The following is a 21,510-nucleotide window of genomic DNA, read 5'->3' on the forward strand; positions in this document are numbered from 1 at the left end:
TCCTTTTATGTGTTTTTACTATTCGTATGGCTCATAACGCCTCAACGATGGATATTACTATCAGACTTGGCTGCAAATCAGCATTGGATTGCTGAGCGGCAAGGTCTTTTTTATTTTTGTAACAAAATCAACAATCGTTTTAAAGGGAGCGTTGGCTGTCGCTCTCCCCCTCCATTTTGGTTTGCCCACAAACCAAAATGGAGGGACGAATATGAAAAGGATTAATTTGCGGGACATGTATCCCTTTATCAAAACGGATGTATGGATCGACTTAGATGATGAAGTGGCACAAGAAATCCGCCGTTTCGACTTAAACGAAAGTGCATATAAATTGCGCACCTATCGTCATCGCGCTTATTACTCGCTTGATCGGAACGACGGTATAGAACAAGATGTTCTTTTCCTTTCGATTTCCCCGGAGGAATATTACGAGCGTAAGCTTTCCAATGAGCAGCTTTATGCGGCTATGTGTCGATTGCCGGAAAAATCGTTCAGACGAATTTATGCTCACTTCTTCTTAGACATGAGCAAAGTAGCGATTGCCCAAGCTGAGCAAGTTGATGAACGGGCAGTACGAAAATCTATTGAACGCGGCTTAAAACAAATGGCGCAGTTTCTCAAAAAAATGTGATTGCGGTAGGTCAAAGGGTCCGATTTTCTTGCCAAAATGAACAGATAGGTAAAGAGCTTTATGTAGGCGGCGGCTGGTTATAACCAGCCGCTCATTTTCCATGAGGGGGGCAGGTAACAATGAATCCGATTCGATTTCGAGATGCTGAACACGAAAGTTTCTACTATCGGATGCTTGATGAAAGGAAATGCAGCGACGGCTATCATCGGGCACTTTTCTACACATTAGGTATTTCCCGCGATACTCGGAGTCATATCCGCGATTTGTTTGATTTTTCTAATGGGGGCATTAAGCCCGGAGGTCTCGCAGCCTCGTGGCAAACCGGTAGTTCTATCCGCGTGTGCAGGCTTGCTTTTAATCTTTGGAATGGCTGGACGGAAAAAGGTGGGGAACGCTACTCTACTCCCCACGAATTATTCGATTGCAGCTACGCTCCCTATTTTTTTGAAGCGATTCAACTTCGTTATCCGGATTATTGCCGAAGCCAGGAGAAGAATTTCAAGCGGCTGAACGAACAAGTTCGCTGAATGTCAACTAGTTAAGGGAGTGGAATAGATGAAGGATATTAAAACGAGGACTGTTGTGAAAGACATTAAACGTTTGGACAAACTGCCAAACTTGATGGATCGTGTAAAACATTCGAGCGCACGCACAAAACAGCATAAAGACAATGACAAGACGATTTCACAATCTCCAAATGAATATGCGCAGCACCATTCTGCATCGGCCATAGATAAAACGGTACGTTTTCAAATTGGTATGGGCGTGGTTGCTAGCAAAAGATTGATAAGGCTCATTCAAAAAAGGCGGGCAAAGTCAGAAGGGGATACGGTATCGATACAGAACCCCGCTGCTATAATTACTAAGCCTTCAGGTACACGTCAATTGCGACTTGCCCGTAGGTTGCATCTCCGCAAGCCGGTAGATGGGAAATATCTCTTGTCAGCTAACCATCAATCAAAAAAACAACGCTTTATACGGAGCCGGGTCAATGCCCGGCTTTTGCATCCTCTTCGCAAAAATAGCTTTACTAACCGAATTCTAAATCGGGAAGGTAGAGATCAAGAACCGGCCGGGAAAAAAGGAGCATTAGCCGCCGCGGCATCTCATTCAGCAAATGTACGCGTGAATCGTCCAAAAGCGCTAACGTCCGTAAGCATGAGGAAGCGGCATTTCAGGCCACCGTCATCCCGAATCCCCTTCGCTATATCAAAGCAAGCAAGCCATACGATCAAACGTAAAGAAAGGAAATTTAAGACATTATCGCCATTTATAAAAACGGGACAACGGCTAGGACAGGCTAAAAGCCACTCTGATTATCAAGCGGAAGGAAAAATGAATAGCGCCAGGACAGCGCAGCGGACTGCACAGATGGCGATGACTGCCCGCCGCTCCATTCAAAGGGCACAAGCTGCAGCGCGATTAAATCTTCGGATCATTAAAATGGTAGTAAAAGCAGCCGCTTTGCTTGTCAAAGGAGTAGCCGCGCTTTTGGGAATCAGTAGTTCCGTTATTGTATTATTGTGCATTGTTATGGCAATAGCTGCTGTCATTTCCTCGCCTTTCAGTATCTTTGTATCCGGCGAAAATACGGATGCCGATGTAAAGCCGCTTTCCCGAATCGTTCAAGAGCTGGACATTGAGTATGCCGACCGACTGGCAGAAATACAGCAGTCCTCTGGCCGTGTAGACCGGGTGGAGTTTCATTATCCCGGCAGCGCGGATAACACGCGAATAGATAATTGGATGGATATTATAGCCGTTTTTGCCGTGAAGACTGTCATGGATTCAGAAAACGGAATGGATGTAGCAACACTTGATGCAACAAGGATCGGGATCATCCAATCGGTGTTTTGGGACATGAATCAACTGGAATCCCGTATTGAAACGATCGAACATACGGAAACCGTTCCGGTAGAGCATGAAGATGGGAGTACCAGCGAAGAGACGACTACCAGTTATGAACACATTTTGCATATTACCGTTTCGAGCAAAACTGCGGAGCAACAAGCTGACTCCTACCACTTTACTAATGAACAGATGGACATCATGAGAGAAATGATGTCTGGGGAGTTTCGGCCACTCATGTTTGAGATGCTCGGTAAAGAAACGGATGTCGGCTTGACGCCGGGACAGCTTGCGGATATAGGGCAGCATTTGCCCGAGGGAGAAATAGGCAGTGAAGTCGTCAAATTGGCGCTAACTCGTTTAGGTGATCCGTACAGTCAACCGAAGGCCGGACAGGATGACTTTACAGATTGTAGCTATCTCGTTCAGTGGGTTTATCGACAGCTACGCATTAACCTGCCGCGAACCGCAGCGGAACAAGCAAGATTTTGCGTAGAAAATGGCCTGACAGTAAGCGCGGCAGACCTGGTTCCTGGCGATCTTGTATTTTGGAGCTATGAGCGAAATGGTAGGTTTATGGATATTACCCACGTTGGAATTTATGCGGGGGATGGCAAAGTTGTAGATGCTTCCTCAAGCCGGGGACAAGTAGTGTACCGCAATCTGTTTGATTCGGACAAGCAAGTGTTGTTTGGCAGACCTCATATTCAGGGGTAGAACTTTCGTATTTCAGTGGAGCAAAAGGAATCCTATTTTTGGTGGAATAACGTTCTGGTTCAATTGTATCCTGTATCCCAGTGGAGTAATAGGGCTTTCCCGAACAAGCTAGCCTCCGCTGAAAACAATCATCTGGTAAAACATTCAGGTTGCTCGGTTATCAAGATGGAAGACACCTTTCGGTCAGGCAGTGGTAGCTCGATACTCTCACATTGCCATACAAAGCGGTGTTTTTCTATTTTGCAATTGGACTATCTAACCGCCAATAACCTACCAACAAAAAGGATCAAAGTCGATTTTCGCCCTGCGGAAGTTGAGTTAATGACCAGCATTTTTGCGGAAAAGGGAGGAAATGCTTGGAAAATGTAGAATATCCTAATGAAGTAGCATTTCTTGTTGAAAGGTGATTATATGGAAACTACTCTAAGTGAATTAAAACCATTCAAATTACCGCAAAAGCCGGATAATTACGATATTCTTTTTGGGTTGCCTATCCCCCCTATAGATAGATTGCGAACATTTTCAGCAGATCAATTTGAGGATATGATTTGTGAATGGGTCGATGGATATTTGAAAAAAGAGTATACATCTGTGTATCGCTCAGGCTCGGCAGGTGATAAGGGAAGGGATATAGTTGCATTTGTAAATAATGATTCCCCGAATCATGTCTGGGATAATTATCAATGTAAGCATTATGACCATCCGCTTTATCCAAGTGATGTATGGTTAGAATTGGGGAAACTATGCTACTACACGTTTATTAAAGAATATACAATTCCAAGAAAGTACTATTTGATTTCTTCTTGTGGTTTGGGAACTTCTTTATCAGAATTAATCGAGTATCCGACTCGTCTGAATGCTGGATTAATCTCAGCTTGGGAAGATAAATGCAAGAGAAAGATTACGAATGTAAGTGAAGTTTCTTTAACTAATGAGTTGCTGGAATATATCCAAAAGTTTGACTTTTCAATAATAAATCACTGTCCTCCTCAGAAATTGATAGAACAGTACAGCAGCACACCTTTTTATAAATATCGTTTTGGTGGTGGGTTAAATAAGCCTAGACCTCAGTCGGAGGCCCCAGGGCCTTCAATAAAACCGGAAGAAGTAAGATATGTTTCACAACTATTTGAAGCATATTCAGATCACCTTGGAAAAAAGATTGCTGGTGTTGAGGAGTTGAAAAGCTACAGCTCGCTGCATCGACATTTTAATAGACAGCGGGAAGACTATTATAAAGCAGAATCACTTAGAAGATTTGCTAGAGATGAGTTGCCTTATGACGAGCCCTTTGAAAAGTTGCAGGATGAAATTTATAGAGGAGTAATAGACACTGCAGAGGATACTCATGCTGACGGCTTTGTATGTGTTAAGGAAACAATAAAAGAAGCTAGAAAATTGGAGATTACAAGCAATGTACTAATTAGCTACATTGATGGAAGTGATAGAAGTGGAATTTGCCATCAACTGGCGAACAATGACATTCTGAACTGGGTGAGAAAATGAACGAGGTAAAATTAAGTAGAGAAACCTACCTATTCAATACTCCATTAGAAACTGGACTTCGATGCTTAGTGATTTTAGCAGGATTAGAAAATAAAGCTATAGATATTCAAAGGTTGATTTATTTGGATTATCTATTAACACATTATGGTGATGTTGAGCCAGAATTTGAGAGTCTGCATCCTTCAACACCATCTCGATCTGGTGAAATACTGATAAAGCGAGATTTAGTAAGCCAAGGGCTTCACTTAATGATTAGCAAAAAGCTTATTAACATCGAATATGGAAAAAGCGGAATTTTGTATGGAGCAACACCTTACTCTAAAGCGTTTCTTCAACATTTTGAGTCTAACTATATGCTACGGCTTCTGGATGTGAATAAATTACTGATCGACAAATTCTCTAATTATACTGATGTGGAACTCAAAAATTTTATAATGAAAAATATTGATCGCTGGGGTGGAGAATTTGTAAAAGAAGCTTTCGTAAGGGGGGACAACTAATGAATACAGAGGGTTTTTTTATTTCGGAAATCCGACTTACAGGAAAAAATAAGAGAAATGCTAGTATCGTACTCAAAAAAGGGCTTAATGTTATCTCAGGTGCTTCTGATACTGGGAAGACTTACATATTTCAATTAATAAACTATATGTTTGGTGGTAAAGATGAACCAAAAGAAATAGATGAAAGTATTGGGTATTCAACTATTTTTATTGAACTTGAGAAATACGAAGGAGAAAGCTATACATTAAAGCGTGAAATTGGTGATTCATCAATTTTTGTCTATGAGTCAAAAATTGATGATATTTCATTTCTGCAGAATTGTGTGAAACTGAAAGCTAAGCATGATAAGGATGACAAGGACAATATATCAACATTTCTCTTATCCTTAACGGGAATCAAAGATATGCTTTTAAGGAAAAATGCAAGAGGAACCAAAGTATCTTTTTCTTTTAGAAATCTTGTTGCTCTAATGATGCTTAATGAGGAAAAAATTATATCAGAGGAAGTGCCTATTTTTTCAGGTATACCCTCTAATAAAACGACTGAACAGTCTGCATTTAAGACTATTCTAACAGGCGTAGACGATAATCATGGAGAAGAGATAGAAGACCCTAAGATATACAGAACCCGACTCGAAGGAAAGTTGGAGTTTGTAAGCTCTTTGTTGCAGAAATTGAAAATGGAATTGAAAGAAAAAGGCGCACAAATTCAGGACTATGATGCCAATGAACTAACAAAAGAGATTGAGAAATTAATGAGTACATTATCAAATAATAGCAAAGAAATTAATCTTAGGATGGGACAAAAGAAAGAAATATGGATTCAAGAACAAGAAATAAAATCAAGAATTTTAATGCTTGAAGAACTATTAGAAAGATTCAGATTGCTTGAAAAAAGCTATCTTTCTGATTTAGATCGACTTCAATTTCTTATTGAAGGGGATCACTATATCTCACAATTATTTGATTCAAATTGCCCTGTTTGCAATAATCCTTTCAACTCAAAAACTACTGAGCATAATCATGATTTTTACTTAGAGGATTTACAAATTGCGTGTTCTGAGGAAAGTAATAAAATTAACGCTCAGCTAATTGATCTTAGAGAAACATTAACAAATCTACAAAATGAGAATAAAGAAAACAATGAAAAAGTTAAACTTTTAAGTCAACGAATTAAGGAAATTGAGGTCATTATTCAGCGTGAATTAAAGCCAGTTGCAGTATTAACGAAAGAAAGAATGGATACTTTGTTGAACATAAAAAAGATTTTTCAAGAAATTGAACTTAATGAACGTCGTATTGCTGAGTATCAAACTAGCCAGTTAGATATTATGAGGGAGTTGTCTAAAAAGAATCAGAAGATGAAATTCGTTAATGAAATAACAACAGAAATTTATGATGATTTTGCTACAGAAGTGAAAGAGTTACTTGCTGGATGGAACTACCCTGATTTAACAAGTGTAAGCATAGATTATGATGATCAGGAGTTAATTGTTTCAGGTAAGAAAAGAAAAAATCATGGAAAAGGTTATCGGGCAATATTAAATGCTGCTTTTGTTATTGCTATTATGAAATATACAAGAAGTATTGGACTCAAGCATCCTGGGCTGATTATTTTAGATTCTCCGTTAACTACTTACAAAGAAAGACTCAATCAAACAACACTAAGCAGTAGTGAAGAAGATATATCGTTAGACATGAAGCAAGCCTTTTTCAAAAATTTATCTAAACTTCGAAATGATGTTCAGGTAATCATTTTTGAAAATATAGACCCTATTAAAGAAGTACAGGATAACATGAACTATATTCACTTTAGCAAAGTAATTGGTGTGGGGAGATATGGTTTTATTCCGGTTGACAATATTTCTGAATCAGTGAGCAATAATCCAATTGAATAGTTGAAGGTGATAGTGAAATGATGGAGTTTTCGCAGAAAATACGTAATTTACGAAATAAAGCCCAAGAGACACAAGCTGCAAATAAAATAATTGATATGCTGACTGAGTTAAAATTGAAGAATGATGAGACAACCTCTTATAGATGGATCTGGGAACTTATACAAAATGCGAAAGACGTTGTTAACACAAGTGGGATGGTTGACATAATTATAAACTTTGACGAAGGCAATAAGACTGTTGAATTCAAACATAATGGTAAACTGTTCTCGACAGAAAATATTGTTTTTCTTATAGAACAAGTGTCAACAAAAGATCGCACAATAACTAATGAAAAAAATAAGAAGACTACTGGGAAATTTGGAACAGGCTTTTTAACTACTCACTTGCTTTCAGAAAAAGTTAGGGTTTCTGGATATCTGCAGGATGCTGGTGAATCACCATGTTCTTTTAATGTTATTTTAGACCGATCTGGTATGGATCAGCAATCAATAATTAGTGCCATACAAGAAAGTTGTTCGCAGTTAGATAAGAATACTACCATAACTACTGACAAAACAATAAATGACGAAGATTTCAATACTTGCTTCACCTATGTTTTGGACGAATCTGGAGTGTCAACAGCAAAGAAAGGTCTGAAGAATCTGCTTATTGCTGCACCTTACGTATTTGCATTTGTTCCAGAGATAGGTTCAATCACAGTAACAAGCGGTCAATATATACAAAAAATTAGCCGCGGCAGAATGATTGAAACTGAGCTTGAAGATGCGAGTGTGACAAATGTTGTAATTGCAACAAAGGGGATGACAAAAGATAGATATATTTTTGTTTTGGGAACGAATGACTTATCTGTTGCAGTAGAAGTCGAACAGCAAGCAGGTAACAATTTTACAACAAAGTACGATACTCAATTACCCAAAATATTTTGCGACTTTCCTCTCTTAGGAACAAATGATTTTTCATTTCCTGTTGTAGTAAACAGTCCTAAGTTTAATCCAACAGAACCACGAAACGGAATACATTTAACGGATAAAGTACATAAACAAATAGCTGAAAATAAGCAAATATTAATGGAAGCTTCACTATTTTATGTTAAGATAGTGGACTACTTTTTAGAAAAAGAATATGAGGGAATCTACAACATTACTAAAATCCCTGAACAGCCTGCAAAGGATTGGCTATCTAAAGAGTGGTTTGAGCAAGAAATAATTAATAAACTAAAGTCTCATATCATAGAAATTCCTCTCATTTCTACACATAATGCTGGCAAAATGCCTCTTATAGATGAATGGGGCGGTACAGGTGTATTCATTCCAAAAGATTTAGATGAAACTCTCAGGGCAAAAGTATGGACACTATCAAGCAAACTCATTCCCCATATGATTACAAAGCGTGAAGAATTAGAGTGTTGGTACAATTCTTTATGGGAAGAATGCCGAAATTACGGTTTATTAGATTTAATTAACCGAGTAGAAGCATTTGAAAATATTAGTGAGTTATCAAAACATCTTAATGGTAATGTAACTGACTGGCTAAATGAATTATTAGCATTATTCTATTCTAATGAATATTTGTATACCAACAACCTTGGCAGAAGCCCACGTATTTTGCCAAATCAATACGGTGAATTTCGTACTTTAGATGAGGTATCACTTGATTGCGGTATTGATGAAATTTATAAAGACATATCTACTGTATTAAATTTCGATTTTAAAATTGAATTATTGGATAGAGAAATTAATAGTGAGTTCCTTGCTAATTTAAAAAAACTCACGTTAGATGATGTTTTCTCAGAGATTCTAAAAAAATTGCATAGATCACATCCTTCAGCAGAAGACTTTTATAAGAGCATTATTTCTCTTCAAGCTAAACAGAATAGCGAACAAAATGACTTTTTAGATCTTGTTTATGAATTACAAGGTAAAGATGCCTGGATAAGGAATAGTGTATCGAAACATTCACAAGAGCTATTAAAATTGGCATTGAAATTCTGGAGGGAAAAAATAACCAAGGACATAAGCTCCTATGAAAGTATAAGAATCTTTGCCTCTAGTTTTAATTTTGCCAGTGAGCATGAGGCGATGATGTGGGTGTCAAATTTCGTTCGAATTTTGGTGAAATATGAGCAAGATGGTTTATTGGATCGGATTGCTATATTGCCTGATCAATATGGAAATTTCAAAATGAGAGCAGAATTATCACTGGATTCAGGTGAAATTGATGAAATCCTTAAAGATGCATCTAAATATGCTGGATATGATGTACGTAAAACATTGTTATCAAAAGACATTATTTTAGATCTGCCTGAAAATAGAACTGTCTACCTAGAGAATATTTCCGAGAAAATCACACAGTATGTGAAAGAAAATAAAAACAGCATTGGGCACAACGATATTGATGTAAAAGAAGTATTTAATAAAACGTATCTTTGGCTTAGAGAAAATTTGGCTAATGAAAAGGTAAAAAAGTGCTTCAAAGAATTATCAACTAATTTACATTGGTTTTATAATGATAATGATATTGCTGAAAATATGTCGAAAATTGAAGAATACAACGACATATTAGAGAAATATGGTGTTTCTGGAGTGCAAGAATTAGAGCAGATATTATCTCGCTCAAATGTTGAAAGTAGTTCTAGTAAAACGGTGGAGATTTCAATGGAAATTCTTGCACAATGGGGTATTTCAACTGAAGAAGATTTAAATCGTGCTCTGGCAAATAATGTGTTTGGCCCAGAATTTATTCATGATTCTAAACGCAATTCAGAATTATTCAGCTATGTCCAAGATATTCTTGAGCGCTCCAAGAATAAAATCCTTGAATTTTTAGATAAGAAAAAATCGGAATATGACGTTTCAGATCCAATCAGAATTAGTAATACTATCTTCGTAATAAAAAAACACGGTACTGAAATATATTTAATTACTCGACCGTCTGATTATGGTCAAATAATATTATATTATGATACTGAGTTGGATATGCTTGACTATGAAAAGGATTGTGAATTATGGGTTGAAGATGATAAGAGCGAGCCGCAAAAAATTACATTTGGGAAAATATTAAAGCTGACTGGTGTTAACAAGATTCCACTTAGGAGCATAAGAGAAAAATGATTGACATTAATGAAGTAAAGCAATTACTACAATCCCCTGATTCAAAAAATCTTATTTGTAGAAACGTAGAATTCAGACCGCAAAATTTGGCTTTGTTTATTGCTGCTCTGTCAAACATGACAGAGGGGTATGGCTACATTGTAATCGGGGTAAGCAAAAATACAGATAATTACTCTATTAATGGAATAAGTAATGGGTTCATATTAGATGAACCTATTAAACGGGCACTCAGTTTGTTAGCTGAGCAACCAATAATAGAATTTGGTACACTTAGTATTGAAGGTAAAAATATTTATGCAATAAAAGTGATAAATATTACAAACGAGATTTTCTTCAAGCCTCCACAAAATACAGAGTCACTAACCGATTTATTTATTCGTGATCTTTACTTGGCTTGCATCAAACTTCAAGCACGTAAGCTTTACGTTAGCACTACAGAAGATGAGCGTAATGACTTTATTACAGATTTACTGGAGACAAACGGATATCGCATAAAAGACCAAACTCGACGCGGAAGTTCTGCTAGTGGTAAATCATCTGGCGAAATTGATATTTTTGTTGAAAACGATAGAATGCCTTTTACTATTATTGAAGCCCTTAATTTGGATAGCTTAAATACTAATTATCTTGATGTTCATCTTGACAAGATATATTCTTACGATACAACAGGAAATGCATTCAATGTATGTTTGTCATATGTTAAAGTTAAAGATTTTGGGTCTTTTTGGGATAGGTATTGCAACTACGTTAAAACACGTGAATATCCAGTAATGCTTGTCTCTTCTGATACAAATGCTGATAAAGATTATTCATACTCTGATATAAGATTCATGACAACTACGCATAATCGTTCAGGTAAAAATACACGGCTTTATCATATGTGCGTAAAAATACAAGAATCGTAGTTACTTAGTGAAAAGTTCTTATATAAGAATCGTCAACTAGGGAAACAACCTAATCAAGCGATTGTATTAGGCTTCTTACACAAGAAAGGTATTTAATTTCTTGCTCCGCTATAATTTGTCGATGGTAGTGGAGCAGGGCTGATTCGAGTATCGTTCTCTCCGAGTTCTCTCAAACGTGCAATTTCAGTCACTTTTTGATGAATTTACGAGACGCCTTGTGGCACTAGGGAAGGGTGGCGTGAAACGCCGAAACCCCTTGATTTTATAGGCTTTTCGTGGTTTTTTGGTTCCTCTAAAGGAACATAGCTTCCGCTTGCTTCCCTTTAGCGCGCAAGTTTCAGGTTCTAGTGTCAGCAATGACGTGGAGGTTCAAGTCCTCTTGACCGCACCACTTTATCATCGACAGGTTCGTGAGATGCTCCCAGAGCAGATCACGAGCCTTTTTTCTTTGTAACGCCCTATTGCACCGCAGGAAGAAGGAGTGGACCTCCACGCCGGCTTGCAGAAGCTATCCCAGCTGGAAGCGGATCGAAGTGGGAAAAAGGACCCCGTTTTCATTTGCGCCTCGAAATGCTACTATGAAATCAAGTTCATAACAGGTAGGAGCCGGTTAAACCACGCACTCCCCCCTTTGCGATCTGCGCAAAGAGGGAGGTGGTTTTTTTCATTTAAGCAGGGTAGCTCGGCGCGGCAGCCAAGGCTGCCGGCAGCTTCAAAATGACAGCGTTATCATTCGGGGGGCTGACCATGACAGAAAAAGTATGGTGCGATATTGTGCTGGTGGATGACGAGGTGCTGATCAGGCAAGGCATCAAGCATTATCTGAACTGGGAGCAGGAGGGATTCCGCATCGCGGGCGAGGCTTCCAACGGCAAGGAAGCCCTGTCGCTCATCGACAAGCTCCGTCCCCATATCGTGCTGACGGATATCGTCATGCCTGTCATGGACGGAGAGGAGCTTACACGGCAAATCAAAAGCCGGTATCCGGATATCGAGGTCATCATCTTGAGCAGCTTCGGAGAATTCGATTATGTGAGAGCGACCTTCCAAAGCGGCGTCGCCGATTATATCCTGAAGCCGAAGCTGGAGGAGAACGAGCTGCTGCGCATCTTGAAAAAAACGGCTGCCCGGATTCCGTCGCTCGCCAGGGCCGAGCTTGCCTCTCCGGAGAAGCTGTCCATGCGGGCAGCAGTGGAAAGGCTGCTTGGCAGCCGCGGAGCGGACTTGGACGAAGCCTCGATGGAGGGAATGTTTCCTCATCGTCATTTTTGCCTGGCGGGGGCGGAGCTGAGGACCCGTCCCTCCTCGAGTTTCGAGACAGGAGAAATGCGGAAGATTATGGAGGAAATGCTGGCTTGCCTGCTACCGGACACGGCCGCATGCGTGCTGGAGCCGAAGAGCGGATCTGTCCTGGCGCTGCTCAATTTGGAGTCTTGCGGCAGTTCCGGCGTACTCGAGTGGCTGCGGGCCGTTGCCCGCTTGACGGAGGAGCAGTTCCCGCATGCCGCATTCGCCTTGAGCCGCGTCTACGGCAATATCGCCCTCACGGCGGATGTATATGACGGCGAGCTTGCCAAGCGGCTGAACAGCCGGTTTTATTTGCCGGACCGGAGGGTCATCGTGGAGGAGGAGCTGCCGGCTGCCGGGCTCCCGCCGGGCCCTTTCCCGCTGAATCGATTCGCGGACGAAATCCGGCACGGCCGTTACGAAGCTGCTTTTGAGGAGTTGAAAAACTATGTGGATGCATGGGCCTCATGCTGCGGCACGGATGTGTTCGAATTCAAATCGTTCCTGACTGCGATCATGTTCAATATTACGGTGCTTCTGGTCAATGGGAAGCATGATGTCAAGGAGCTGGAACGGGTCAAATACGCCTACTTCAACGAGATCAACGAGTCCTTGTACGCCCCGGATGCAGCGGAATGCCTGAATGCCTTCATCGAAGAGGCGAAGCTGTGCATCGGGCAGCAGGAGCAGCCCGGCGGCGGCAACATGAAGAGGCTGCTCGAATATATCGAGAAAAATTATGCGGAGCCTCTCACGCTGAAGGAAATGGCCAAGCACTTCCACTTCAATCCTTCCTACCTGTCCAGCTACTTCGCCTCCCATAACAAGGAGGGCTTCACGGAGTATCTGAACAAGATCCGTACGGACAAGGCGGCCGAGCAGCTGAGGCAGAGAGAGGCGACGATTTCCGAAATCAGCGAGAGGGTCGGCTACTCGGATCCCAGCTATTTTTCCAGAGTGTTCAAAAAGGCGACGGGCTTCTCGCCCAGCGAGTATCGACGCCATTATGCGAAATAGAAAAGGGTGGCCGGCATGCAGGCAATGAAGCGGAAATTGGAACGGTTGAAGTTCCACGGCTTGTTCATGAAAATGTTCGTCGTTCTGCTGCTGAGCATCGTATCCGTATCCCTTCTGACCTCGTGGAGCACGATCCGGATCTCCGAGCGCTTGTTCATGGATACGTTCAGCATCACGAACGCCAAGGTGATCAGCCAGATCAAGTCGGGGTTCGAATCGTTCAACGACGCCGTCTCCACCTCGATCATCAACATCCAGCAAAGCGGAACGGTACGGCAGTTCCTTACGGAGGGGACGGCCGATTCGGCGGCCTTGTTCAAGAGCTACTACAGCATGAGCAAGCAGGTCAAGCCGAGCAGCTCGAACCTCGATGCGTACGATGTCGATCTCCTCGTGCTCGGGAACAATGGCCGCACATACTCCACCAGCCGCAGCATCTGGTCCGTCACGGACGATCAGCTCAAGGCAAGCCCGCTGGCAAAAAGCGTCCAGTCGGCGCCGGACCGGCTTCAGTACGAGTTCCATTACGATCCGGACAAAGGGGAGCAAAAGCCGTTTATTGTCGCTGCGAAGGCGCTGATGGACCGGACCACAAGAAAGGTCTACGGGTCTTTGTACGTAGCGATTCCAGAGAGCCAGCTGAGAAGCTTCTACAGCAGCTATACGAGCAGAGGGAACTCGGTTGTGATCCTGAGCAAATCCGGCGTCATCATCTCCAGCAACGATTCGGCTCTCATCGGCCAGGAAGCCCCCGATCTGCTCCGGCATGCCGTGGACATCCAGCAGCGGGGACTTTCCTTCAAGGAAGCGGAATTCATGGGCAAAAAAGACTTGATCCTCGCGCAGGATCTCTCTTTCTATGACATGTACATCGTCAATCTCATCGACAAGCAGTGGGCGCTAGGCCAGCTTATCGATACCCGGTCGATCCTTCTGATCTGTGTGGCCATCGTGGCCGGAGCCCTTATCGTGGTCTTCTTCATCACCCGCAAAATGACGAAGTCGCTGACCCGGCTGGTCAAACAGATCTCTACCATTTCGAAGTACGAGTTCCATCATTACGTGAAGGTGTCGGGAAGTTATGAAACCCGGCAGCTGGCCCAAGCCTTCAACTTCATGCTCGACGAGCTGCATGAATATGTGGAGCAGCTCGTGCAGACCCAGCAGAAGCAGAGGCAGGCGGAGCTGGCCGCGCTGCAGCGCCAGATCAATCCCCATTTCCTGTACAATACTTTGGCCTCGATTAAAATCATGGTGAAGCAGGGAAGCCGGGAGAAGGCGGCGGAAACGATCAACGCCCTGATCTCCCTGCTCCAGAACGCCATAGGCAACGTCAGCGAGACCGTCACGGTCGGCCAGGAGCTGGACAATCTCAAGCATTACGTATTCATCAACCAGGTGCGTTACGGCGATCGCATCCGGGTGCAGTATTTCGTATCGGAGGAATGCTGCGAAGCGTCTCTGCCGAAGCTCATCATCCAGCCTTTCATCGAAAATGCCTTTTTTCACGCTTTCAATACGAAGCCGGAAGGTCATGTGTACGTTACGATCACCCGGGAAGGCGAGACGCTGACCTGCGAGGTCGCCGACAACGGAGACGGCATGGACATGAGCGGGCCGAGGCCCAAGAGCTCCAAGAGCAGGCGGCAGCTGTTCACGGGAATAGGGGTGAGCAATGTCCACGACCGCTTGATCCTGCTCTATGGCGAGCCTTACGGAATCTCCATCCACAGCGTGCAGGGAGAAGGGACGCGGGTACGGATTCGGATTCCTTTTCAAAAAAGCTGAAAATCGTGCTGCTTTCCAAATAAAGTGCGGAATGAAAGGGCTGTCATCTGCAGGAAAGCGATAAAAGTACCGGTTGAGATAAAGATAATGCTAACCCCCTCATTTTCGCGGATGCTACGATGGCTTCAAGGCGGAAATCGCTTACAAACTATGATTTTGGGGGTTCGAGAATGAAAAAAGCAACCTTGCTTTTAGCCATGGCATTGCTCCTGATCCTAAGCGCTTGCAGCTCCGACAGCGGCTCCGGCAACAGCTCCAGCGCCAATAAAGGCGGAACCGAGCCGAGCGGCGGAAGCTCATCCAAGGAAATCACGATCTGGGCCTGGGACAAGAACTTCAACATCAAAGCTTTGGAGCTCGCGAAGGAACTGTATGCGAAGGACCACCCGGACACCAAAATCACCGTCATTGAAAATGCCCAGGCCGATATCGTCCAGAAGCTGAATACCGGCTTCGGCTCGGGTTCGAACAAAGGCCTTCCGAATATCGTCCTGATCGAGGACTACCGCGCGCAAAGCTTCCTCCAGGCGTTCCCGGACATGTTCTTCGATCTCACCTCTTCGATCAAAGGCTCCGACTTCGCCCAGTACAAAATCGGGCCGACGAGCGTCGACGGCAAAAATTACGGACTCCCGTTCGACTCCGGCGTGACCGGCCTGTTTGTCAGGACGGATTATCTGGAGAAAGCCGGCTACAAAACCTCCGACCTGCAAAACATCACCTGGGACCAGTACATCGAGATCGGCAAAAAAGTGAAAGAGGCGACCGGCAAAAATATGCTCGCCCTGGATCCCAACGACCTGGGAATCGTCCGGACCATGATCCAGACGGCAGGCTCCTGGTACATGGACAAAGACGGCAAGAAGCCTTACCTGGAAGGCAATCCGGCTCTCAAGGAAGCCTTCCAGCTGTACAAAACGATGATCGAGGACAACATGGTCAAGCCGGTGTCCGATTGGAGCCAATACCTGGCGGCCTTCAACAGCGGCGACGTCGCTTCGGTGCCGACCGGCAACTGGATCAGCGCTTCCATCAAGTCGCAAGGAGATCAATCCGGCAAATGGGCGGTCGTGCCGATTCCAAGACTGTCCGGCCAATCGGGCGCCGTCAATGCATCGAACCTCGGAGGCAGCTCGTGGTATGTCCTCAACGTGCCCGGCAAAGAGGCGGCTGCCGACTTCATGGCCAAAACGTTCGGCTCCAGCACGGAGCTGTACCAGAAGCTGATCACCGACATCGGCGCCATCGGAACCTATGCGCCTGCCGCCTCCGGAGAAGCTTATTCCCAAGCCGATCCCTTCTATAACAATCAGACCGTCATCGCCGATTTCGCCAACTGGACCAATCAGATCCCGCGCGTCAACTATGGCGCCAGCACATATGCGATCGAAGATATCCTGATCGTGGAAATGCAGAACTTCTTGAGCGGGAAATCGATTGACGCTGTTCTGAAGGACGCTCAGCAGCAAGCGGAAGCGCAAACCCAATAGTCTTTCCGAAATCTTGGGCGTCCGAAGGCAGGCGGTGTGGATACACCCGGCCGGCTTCCGGACGCTCTACCCTTATTTTGGCGTCCTCAAAAGAAAGGAGCTGCTCCCGCATGAATGCGAGAACCGGAGCGAGATTGCAGCGGAAATCCCAAGCCATCGGCTGGATATTTGTTTCGGTTGCGGTGCTGCTGATCTGCGCCTTCTATTTCTATCCCATGATTCAAGCGTTCCTCTTGTCTTTGAAATCGGGCAAAGGCACGAACCTGCACGCTGCCGGCTTGGCGAACTACAGGCGCTTGTTCGGAGACACGACCTTTCTGGCGGCCGTGAAGAACACATTCACTTACCTCATCATCCAGGTTCCGATCATGATTGTGCTTGCTTTGTTCATTTCCGTGCTGCTCAACGACAGCGGGCTCAAGTTCAGAGGTTTTTTCCGCACGGCGATCTTCCTGCCCTGCGTCACTTCCCTGGTCGCTTATTCCGTCATCTTCAAATACCTGTTCGGCCAAGACGGGCTGGTCAACACGGCGCTGATCCAGCTCCATCTCGTCTCCCAGCCGATCGGGTGGCTGACGGACCCATTCTGGGCCAAAGCGACGATCATCATCGCCATTACTTGGCGATGGACCGGGTACAACATGATTTTCTACCTCTCCGCGCTGCAGAACGTGGACAGCTCGATCTATGAAGCGGCCCGCATCGACGGAGCAGGTCCGGTCCGCCAGTTCTTCGGCATCACCGTGCCGCTGCTGAAGCCGATCATCCTGTTCACTTCGATCACCTCCACGATCGGGACGCTTCAGCTCTTCGACGAGGTCATGAATATTACCAAGGGCGGTCCGGGCAACGCGACCACGACCATTTCCCAGTACATCTACAACCTGTCCTTCAAATACACGCCGGACTTCGGCTACGCGGCAACGGTGTCTTATTCGGTCGTAGCTCTGATTGTCCTTTTCTCCATCATCCAGTTCAAAGCGGCAGGTGATCGAAATGGTTAAACCGAGAAGGGCTTTCACGTATGCTTTCCTCATCGCGGCCACCGTCGTCTCTGTATTCCCGTTCTTGTGGATGATCGTCAGCGCAACGAATAAATCCGTCGACGTGACGCAAGGGAGGCTGCTGCCAGGCAGCCATCTCATCGCGAACATGCGGAATCTGTTCGATCAATACGATGTCGTGACCGCGCTCGCCAACTCCGCCAAAGTGTCGCTGACGACCACTTTCCTGGCGCTGGTCATCGGCTCTCTTGCCGGATACGGGTTCGAGGTCTACCGCAGCAGAGCGAAGGATATCGTCTTCAATATATTGCTGCTGTCCATGATGATTCCTTTTGCCGCGCTGATGGTGCCGCTGTACCGGATGTTCGCCGCCGTTTCCCGTACCGTTCCCTTCATCGGCGTCAATACCGCCGCCGCTGTCGTGCTGCCGACGATGACGACCGCTTTCCTGATCTTCTTTTTCCGCCAGAGCACCAAGATGTTCCCGCGCGATCTGCTGGAAGCAGGGAGGATCGACGGAGTGAGCGAGCTGGGGCTGTTCTTCCGCATCTTCGTCCCGACGATGAGAACCACCTACGCCGCCGCGGCGATCATCACGTTCATGTCCAGCTGGAACAACTATCTCTGGCCGCTTATCGTGCTTCAATCCGAAGATACGCGGACCATTCCTCTGCTCATCTCCAATCTCGGCTCGGGTTATACTCCGGATTACGGAGTCATCATGACGGCCATCGTCATCGGCACCTTGCCGACCGCGCTCGTCTTCTTCCTGATGCAGAAGCATTTCGTGGCGGGCATGACGGGTTCTGTCAAATAACCGGAATCAGGCGGAAACAGAAGAACATGCAATCCCTCCGTCGTTTCCGCCAGCCATCCATCATTATTGGCGGATGGGGGAAAGAGACCGCAAGAAAGGGAACTTGGTTCCCCTTCTCGCGGTCTTTTCCGTATGTCCGCTTGCGAGACCGGTATTGGCCGGCTGCAGCCGGTCTTAAAAAAGCTCCGGGAACGAAGGCATTCGAAGGGATAGGGACAGATCGTCCCTTGACGGGAGATGCTTGTGACGCTATGATGAGTTGAACAGTAAATTAGTAATTTAGTAAATTAGTAAATAATCATTTCGATCCCATCTCTCTTTTGGAGGATATCAAATGAAAATTCCAACTACGCTCAAGCATAAACCGGTCCTAACGGTCGAGAATTACGCCGACGTCGATGGACGCCAGGCCGGCCATTCCGATGCGAAAGGCCTGTCGCTCGGCCTCGCCCAATGGAATGATCGCGGAAAGGTGGACATTTCGGCCAAAGTATGGCGCTACACGGGAGAGAAATGGTCCAGGCAATCGGAAGAGCTCCCTCTGCACCGAGTGCTGGATCTGGCGATTCTCGTTGCGAGCGGCATGGCTCACTTCCGCGATGCCTACCAGCATCCCAAGCTGTACGATCCGGCAAACCCTGTGATCGACCGGATCGGCCTCCAGGGAGACGCCATGACGGTAGCCGTATGTACGGATAATGACAAGCTCGACGAGGATATCAAGCTGTTCAGCCAGGCGCTGAGCGATGATGGAGAGCTGATCGGAGAGCGGCTGCGCACGCTTTCGCGCATTCTGGCGGAAATGGGCTATTGATCGGAATCTGAAAAGGGAGGGATAGGAATGGCGCTGGACAAGCAAAGCAAAAAGGAGCTCGCCTCCTCCTACAAGCAATCGTTCCGCCCGATGGGTGTGTATCAGATCCGGAACAAGGAGAACGGGAAAGTGCTTGTATGCGGCAGCATGGATCTGCCCGGAGCGAAGAACCGGCTGGATTTTTTCAAGAGCACGGGGATGAACACGCTGCATGAATTGAAGAGCGATTGGAAGGCTTACGGAGCGGAGAGCTTTGTCTTCGAGGAGCTGGACCAGATCAAGCCGAGAGAAGAGTACGCCGGAGATCCCGAGGAGCTGAAAGGCTATCAGGCCGAAGTGGATGCGCTTCTGGAGCTGTGGATCGAAAAGCTGCAGCCTTACGGCGACAAAGGATACAATAAGCCGAAGCGGTAAGGTATTCCTCCTAGTGCTGGAGAACGGAAGGCAAAAAGCTCCCGAAAGCCGCTGAATCAGCGTCTCCGGGAGCTTTTTTGCGCATGCTCGCGACAGCCGGCCTTTAAGGCGCGGATGGCTGAAGCGGCTTCGCCAGCACCGCCCGGTTCTTCTCCGGCCTGCCCCATCCTCAGCCAGGTCGGCCTATCGAAGCCATGTCCGGGCGACACGAATATCAGTGTGTTCTTCTTCTGGTGAACAACCAGCCGCCGGCGACGAAAACGAAGTAAAGCACCAGATTAAATCCGACGCCCTCGAGCAGAGAGCGGTTGAAAAGCAAGGCTTCAAAAAAAGAAACCACATGAGCGCGCAGCTCAGGAATCGCCGTTCCGATCGGGATCGCCACAATGAACAGCGCCCACAGCAGCCAGCCGGCAAAATGGCGGCAGCCGGAGACCAGCATGCTCAGCAGCGCCATCGACATCAAATAAAAAACAGTCTGGTAGAGAAAAGAACCCGCCACGCCAAACTCGTTCCAATGAAAAGCTTCAACAAGATCAACGGTGTTTTTGTGGAACACATTCGCCTCCAGCATAGGCCATAAACAATTGAATAAAGCGAGGGCCGCTGCCCACACGGCATAAACGAATTGAAGCCCCCAGAAGTATTGTTTTCGGCTTGCGCCTATATGTACGATGCGACTGTAATAGCCAAGAGGAAGTACGATGGCGAAAAGGAGCAAAATAAGCAGCAGCAGGTTGCCGTCCGAGAGTACGGAGTTTTGGCTGCTGTCTGTAAAGAGACCGACCATGTATTCCGCCAGCCTGCCAAGGAGGATGAAAACAACGACCATCCAGATGCATATCCTCGCTTGCAAATAAGTCGCCTTTAGATGAACAGCCAAGGAACCCAATTCAGCGACCTCCTTCGATCAAGTACGAGAAAAACTTTTGAAGCGTCAAACTTTCCAGGGCAATGTCTAGTTGACGCGCCTGCAGCCTGTCCCCATCATCCAGCTTTTCGAAAATGGCGGCCAGCTTCCCGTGGCCGTAGGATTCGGTATGCAATACCCGCTTCCCTTCCGTAAACGCAGCCACGGCATCCGAATGGCCTCGAATCAAATAAGCTGCCATGCTTATCTGATTCATCTCTTCATGAAGCAGGAGAGAGCCCTCGTCTAGAATGTAAACTCGCTCTGCAATCGGGGCGATTTCGTCCATCAAATGCGTAGAAATCAAAATCGTACGGGGATGATTGGCGTAATCCTCGAGCAGCTCCTTGTAAAACCTTTCGCGCATCAGCACATCAAGTCCAAGCACCGGTTCGTCGAATAGGGTCAACGCCGATCGGCTGGACAGACCGATGATGTTTCCTACGAGCGATTCCGCGCCTCTGGACAGCTGCTTGATTTTTTTGTCGGGATCGAGCCGAAACGTCTGAAGCAGCTTATGAGCGAACGCCCAGTCCCAATGAGGATGAAAAGTTGCAGCAAACTGCAAAATCTCCATCAATCGAGCTCCTCCAAACAGCTTGCTATTCTCCCGCACATAACAGCAATCCTCCGGAATCGCTCCTTTGCCCAGCTTTTTTCCTCTTGCCTCAATGGTGCCATCGGTAGCGAACAGTCCGCCTGCTATGAGGTTGAGCAAGGTCGTTTTGCCAGCGCCGTTTCGTCCGAGCAGACCGTAAATAACGTTTTCCTCCAGCTGTAGATCCAGATCCCGCAAGGCGTAGGTTCGGCCATATTTTTTGGTTAATTTCTCGCAGCTCAGCACGATGCTCACA

At 45.6% G+C, this 21,510-nt stretch carries 17 protein-coding genes; 15 read left to right on the top strand and 2 right to left on the bottom strand.

The window, feature by feature from the left end; genetic code table 11:
* Window positions 1-211: 211 nt before the first annotated feature.
* The 15 genes from VE23_RS01355 to VE23_RS01410 all read left to right on the top strand — a co-directional run bounded on the left by VE23_RS01355 (window position 212) and on the right by VE23_RS01410 (window position 19,746).
* Complete coding sequence (locus VE23_RS01355; RefSeq protein ID WP_048744023.1) at window positions 212-631, top strand: sigma factor-like helix-turn-helix DNA-binding protein; 420 nt, start codon at window positions 212-214, stop codon at window positions 629-631.
* Between the two features lie 119 nt (window positions 632-750).
* Window positions 751-1,158, top strand: coding sequence for a DUF6075 family protein (locus tag VE23_RS25590; RefSeq protein ID WP_021877429.1), 408 nt, complete (start codon window positions 751-753; stop codon window positions 1,156-1,158).
* A 28-nt stretch (window positions 1,159-1,186) separates the two neighbouring features.
* Window positions 1,187-3,196, top strand: coding sequence for a C40 family peptidase (locus tag VE23_RS26890; RefSeq protein WP_198156121.1), 2,010 nt, complete (start codon window positions 1,187-1,189; stop codon window positions 3,194-3,196).
* A gap of 393 nt (window positions 3,197-3,589) precedes the next feature.
* Window positions 3,590-4,702 (top strand): ABC-three component system protein, encoded by a 1,113-nt coding sequence (locus tag VE23_RS26270; protein ID WP_153783395.1) that lies wholly within the window; start codon window positions 3,590-3,592, stop codon window positions 4,700-4,702.
* Entirely contained in the window at window positions 4,699-5,202 is a 504-nt protein-coding gene (locus tag VE23_RS26275) for an ABC-three component system middle component 2 (RefSeq protein ID WP_069202419.1), read from the top strand. Before VE23_RS26270 ends, VE23_RS26275 begins: the two co-directional genes overlap by 4 nt.
* Complete coding sequence (locus VE23_RS01370) at window positions 5,202-7,100, top strand: hypothetical protein (RefSeq protein ID WP_048744030.1); 1,899 nt, start codon at window positions 5,202-5,204, stop codon at window positions 7,098-7,100. The genes VE23_RS26275 and VE23_RS01370 overlap by 1 nt, the downstream gene beginning before the upstream one ends.
* 17 nt (window positions 7,101-7,117) lie before the next feature.
* Entirely contained in the window at window positions 7,118-10,210 is a 3,093-nt protein-coding gene (locus tag VE23_RS01375; RefSeq protein WP_198156122.1) for a sacsin N-terminal ATP-binding-like domain-containing protein, read from the top strand.
* A complete protein-coding gene (locus VE23_RS25600; RefSeq protein WP_021877435.1) occupies window positions 10,207-11,115 on the top strand; it encodes an AlbA family DNA-binding domain-containing protein in 909 nt (302 codons plus the stop codon). Before VE23_RS01375 ends, VE23_RS25600 begins: the two co-directional genes overlap by 4 nt.
* A gap of 747 nt (window positions 11,116-11,862) precedes the next feature.
* Window positions 11,863-13,419, top strand: a complete 1,557-nt coding sequence (locus VE23_RS01380) for a response regulator transcription factor (RefSeq protein ID WP_049867114.1) — start codon at window positions 11,863-11,865, stop codon at window positions 13,417-13,419.
* 24 nt (window positions 13,420-13,443) lie between these two features.
* Window positions 13,444-15,207: a cache domain-containing sensor histidine kinase gene (locus VE23_RS01385; protein WP_048749416.1), complete on the top strand. Its 1,764-nt coding sequence runs from the start codon at window positions 13,444-13,446 to the stop codon at window positions 15,205-15,207.
* 170 nt (window positions 15,208-15,377) lie between these two features.
* Complete coding sequence (locus tag VE23_RS01390) at window positions 15,378-16,697, top strand: ABC transporter substrate-binding protein (protein WP_048749411.1); 1,320 nt, start codon at window positions 15,378-15,380, stop codon at window positions 16,695-16,697.
* 110 nt (window positions 16,698-16,807) lie between these two features.
* Entirely contained in the window at window positions 16,808-17,701 is an 894-nt protein-coding gene (locus VE23_RS01395; RefSeq protein ID WP_048749409.1) for a carbohydrate ABC transporter permease, read from the top strand.
* Window positions 17,694-18,518 carry a carbohydrate ABC transporter permease gene (locus tag VE23_RS01400; protein WP_049867115.1) on the top strand — a complete coding sequence of 275 codons (825 nt, stop codon included), beginning with the start codon at window positions 17,694-17,696 and terminating at the stop codon, window positions 18,516-18,518. The genes VE23_RS01395 and VE23_RS01400 overlap by 8 nt, the downstream gene beginning before the upstream one ends.
* Before the next feature lie 334 nt (window positions 18,519-18,852).
* Complete coding sequence (locus tag VE23_RS01405; protein WP_021877816.1) at window positions 18,853-19,332, top strand: DUF6530 family protein; 480 nt, start codon at window positions 18,853-18,855, stop codon at window positions 19,330-19,332.
* 27 nt (window positions 19,333-19,359) lie between these two features.
* Complete coding sequence (locus VE23_RS01410) at window positions 19,360-19,746, top strand: GIY-YIG nuclease family protein (protein WP_048749406.1); 387 nt, start codon at window positions 19,360-19,362, stop codon at window positions 19,744-19,746.
* A 214-nt stretch (window positions 19,747-19,960) separates the two neighbouring features.
* Here the strand turns inward: VE23_RS01410 and VE23_RS01415 are convergent, their stop codons facing one another.
* Both VE23_RS01415 and VE23_RS01420 read right to left on the bottom strand, forming a co-directional pair.
* Window positions 19,961-20,638, bottom strand: a complete 678-nt coding sequence (locus tag VE23_RS01415; RefSeq protein WP_049867116.1) for a hypothetical protein — start codon at window positions 20,636-20,638, stop codon at window positions 19,961-19,963.
* Between the two features lies 1 nt (window position 20,639).
* Window positions 20,640-21,509, bottom strand: coding sequence for an ATP-binding cassette domain-containing protein (locus VE23_RS01420; protein ID WP_049867117.1), 870 nt, complete (start codon window positions 21,507-21,509; stop codon window positions 20,640-20,642).
* Between the last annotated feature and the right edge of the window lies 1 nt (window position 21,510).

Origin of the sequence: Paenibacillus sp. D9 (genome assembly GCF_001188365.1) — a bacterium.
Lineage (GTDB): Bacteria > Bacillota > Bacilli > Paenibacillales > Paenibacillaceae > Paenibacillus_O > Paenibacillus_O humicus.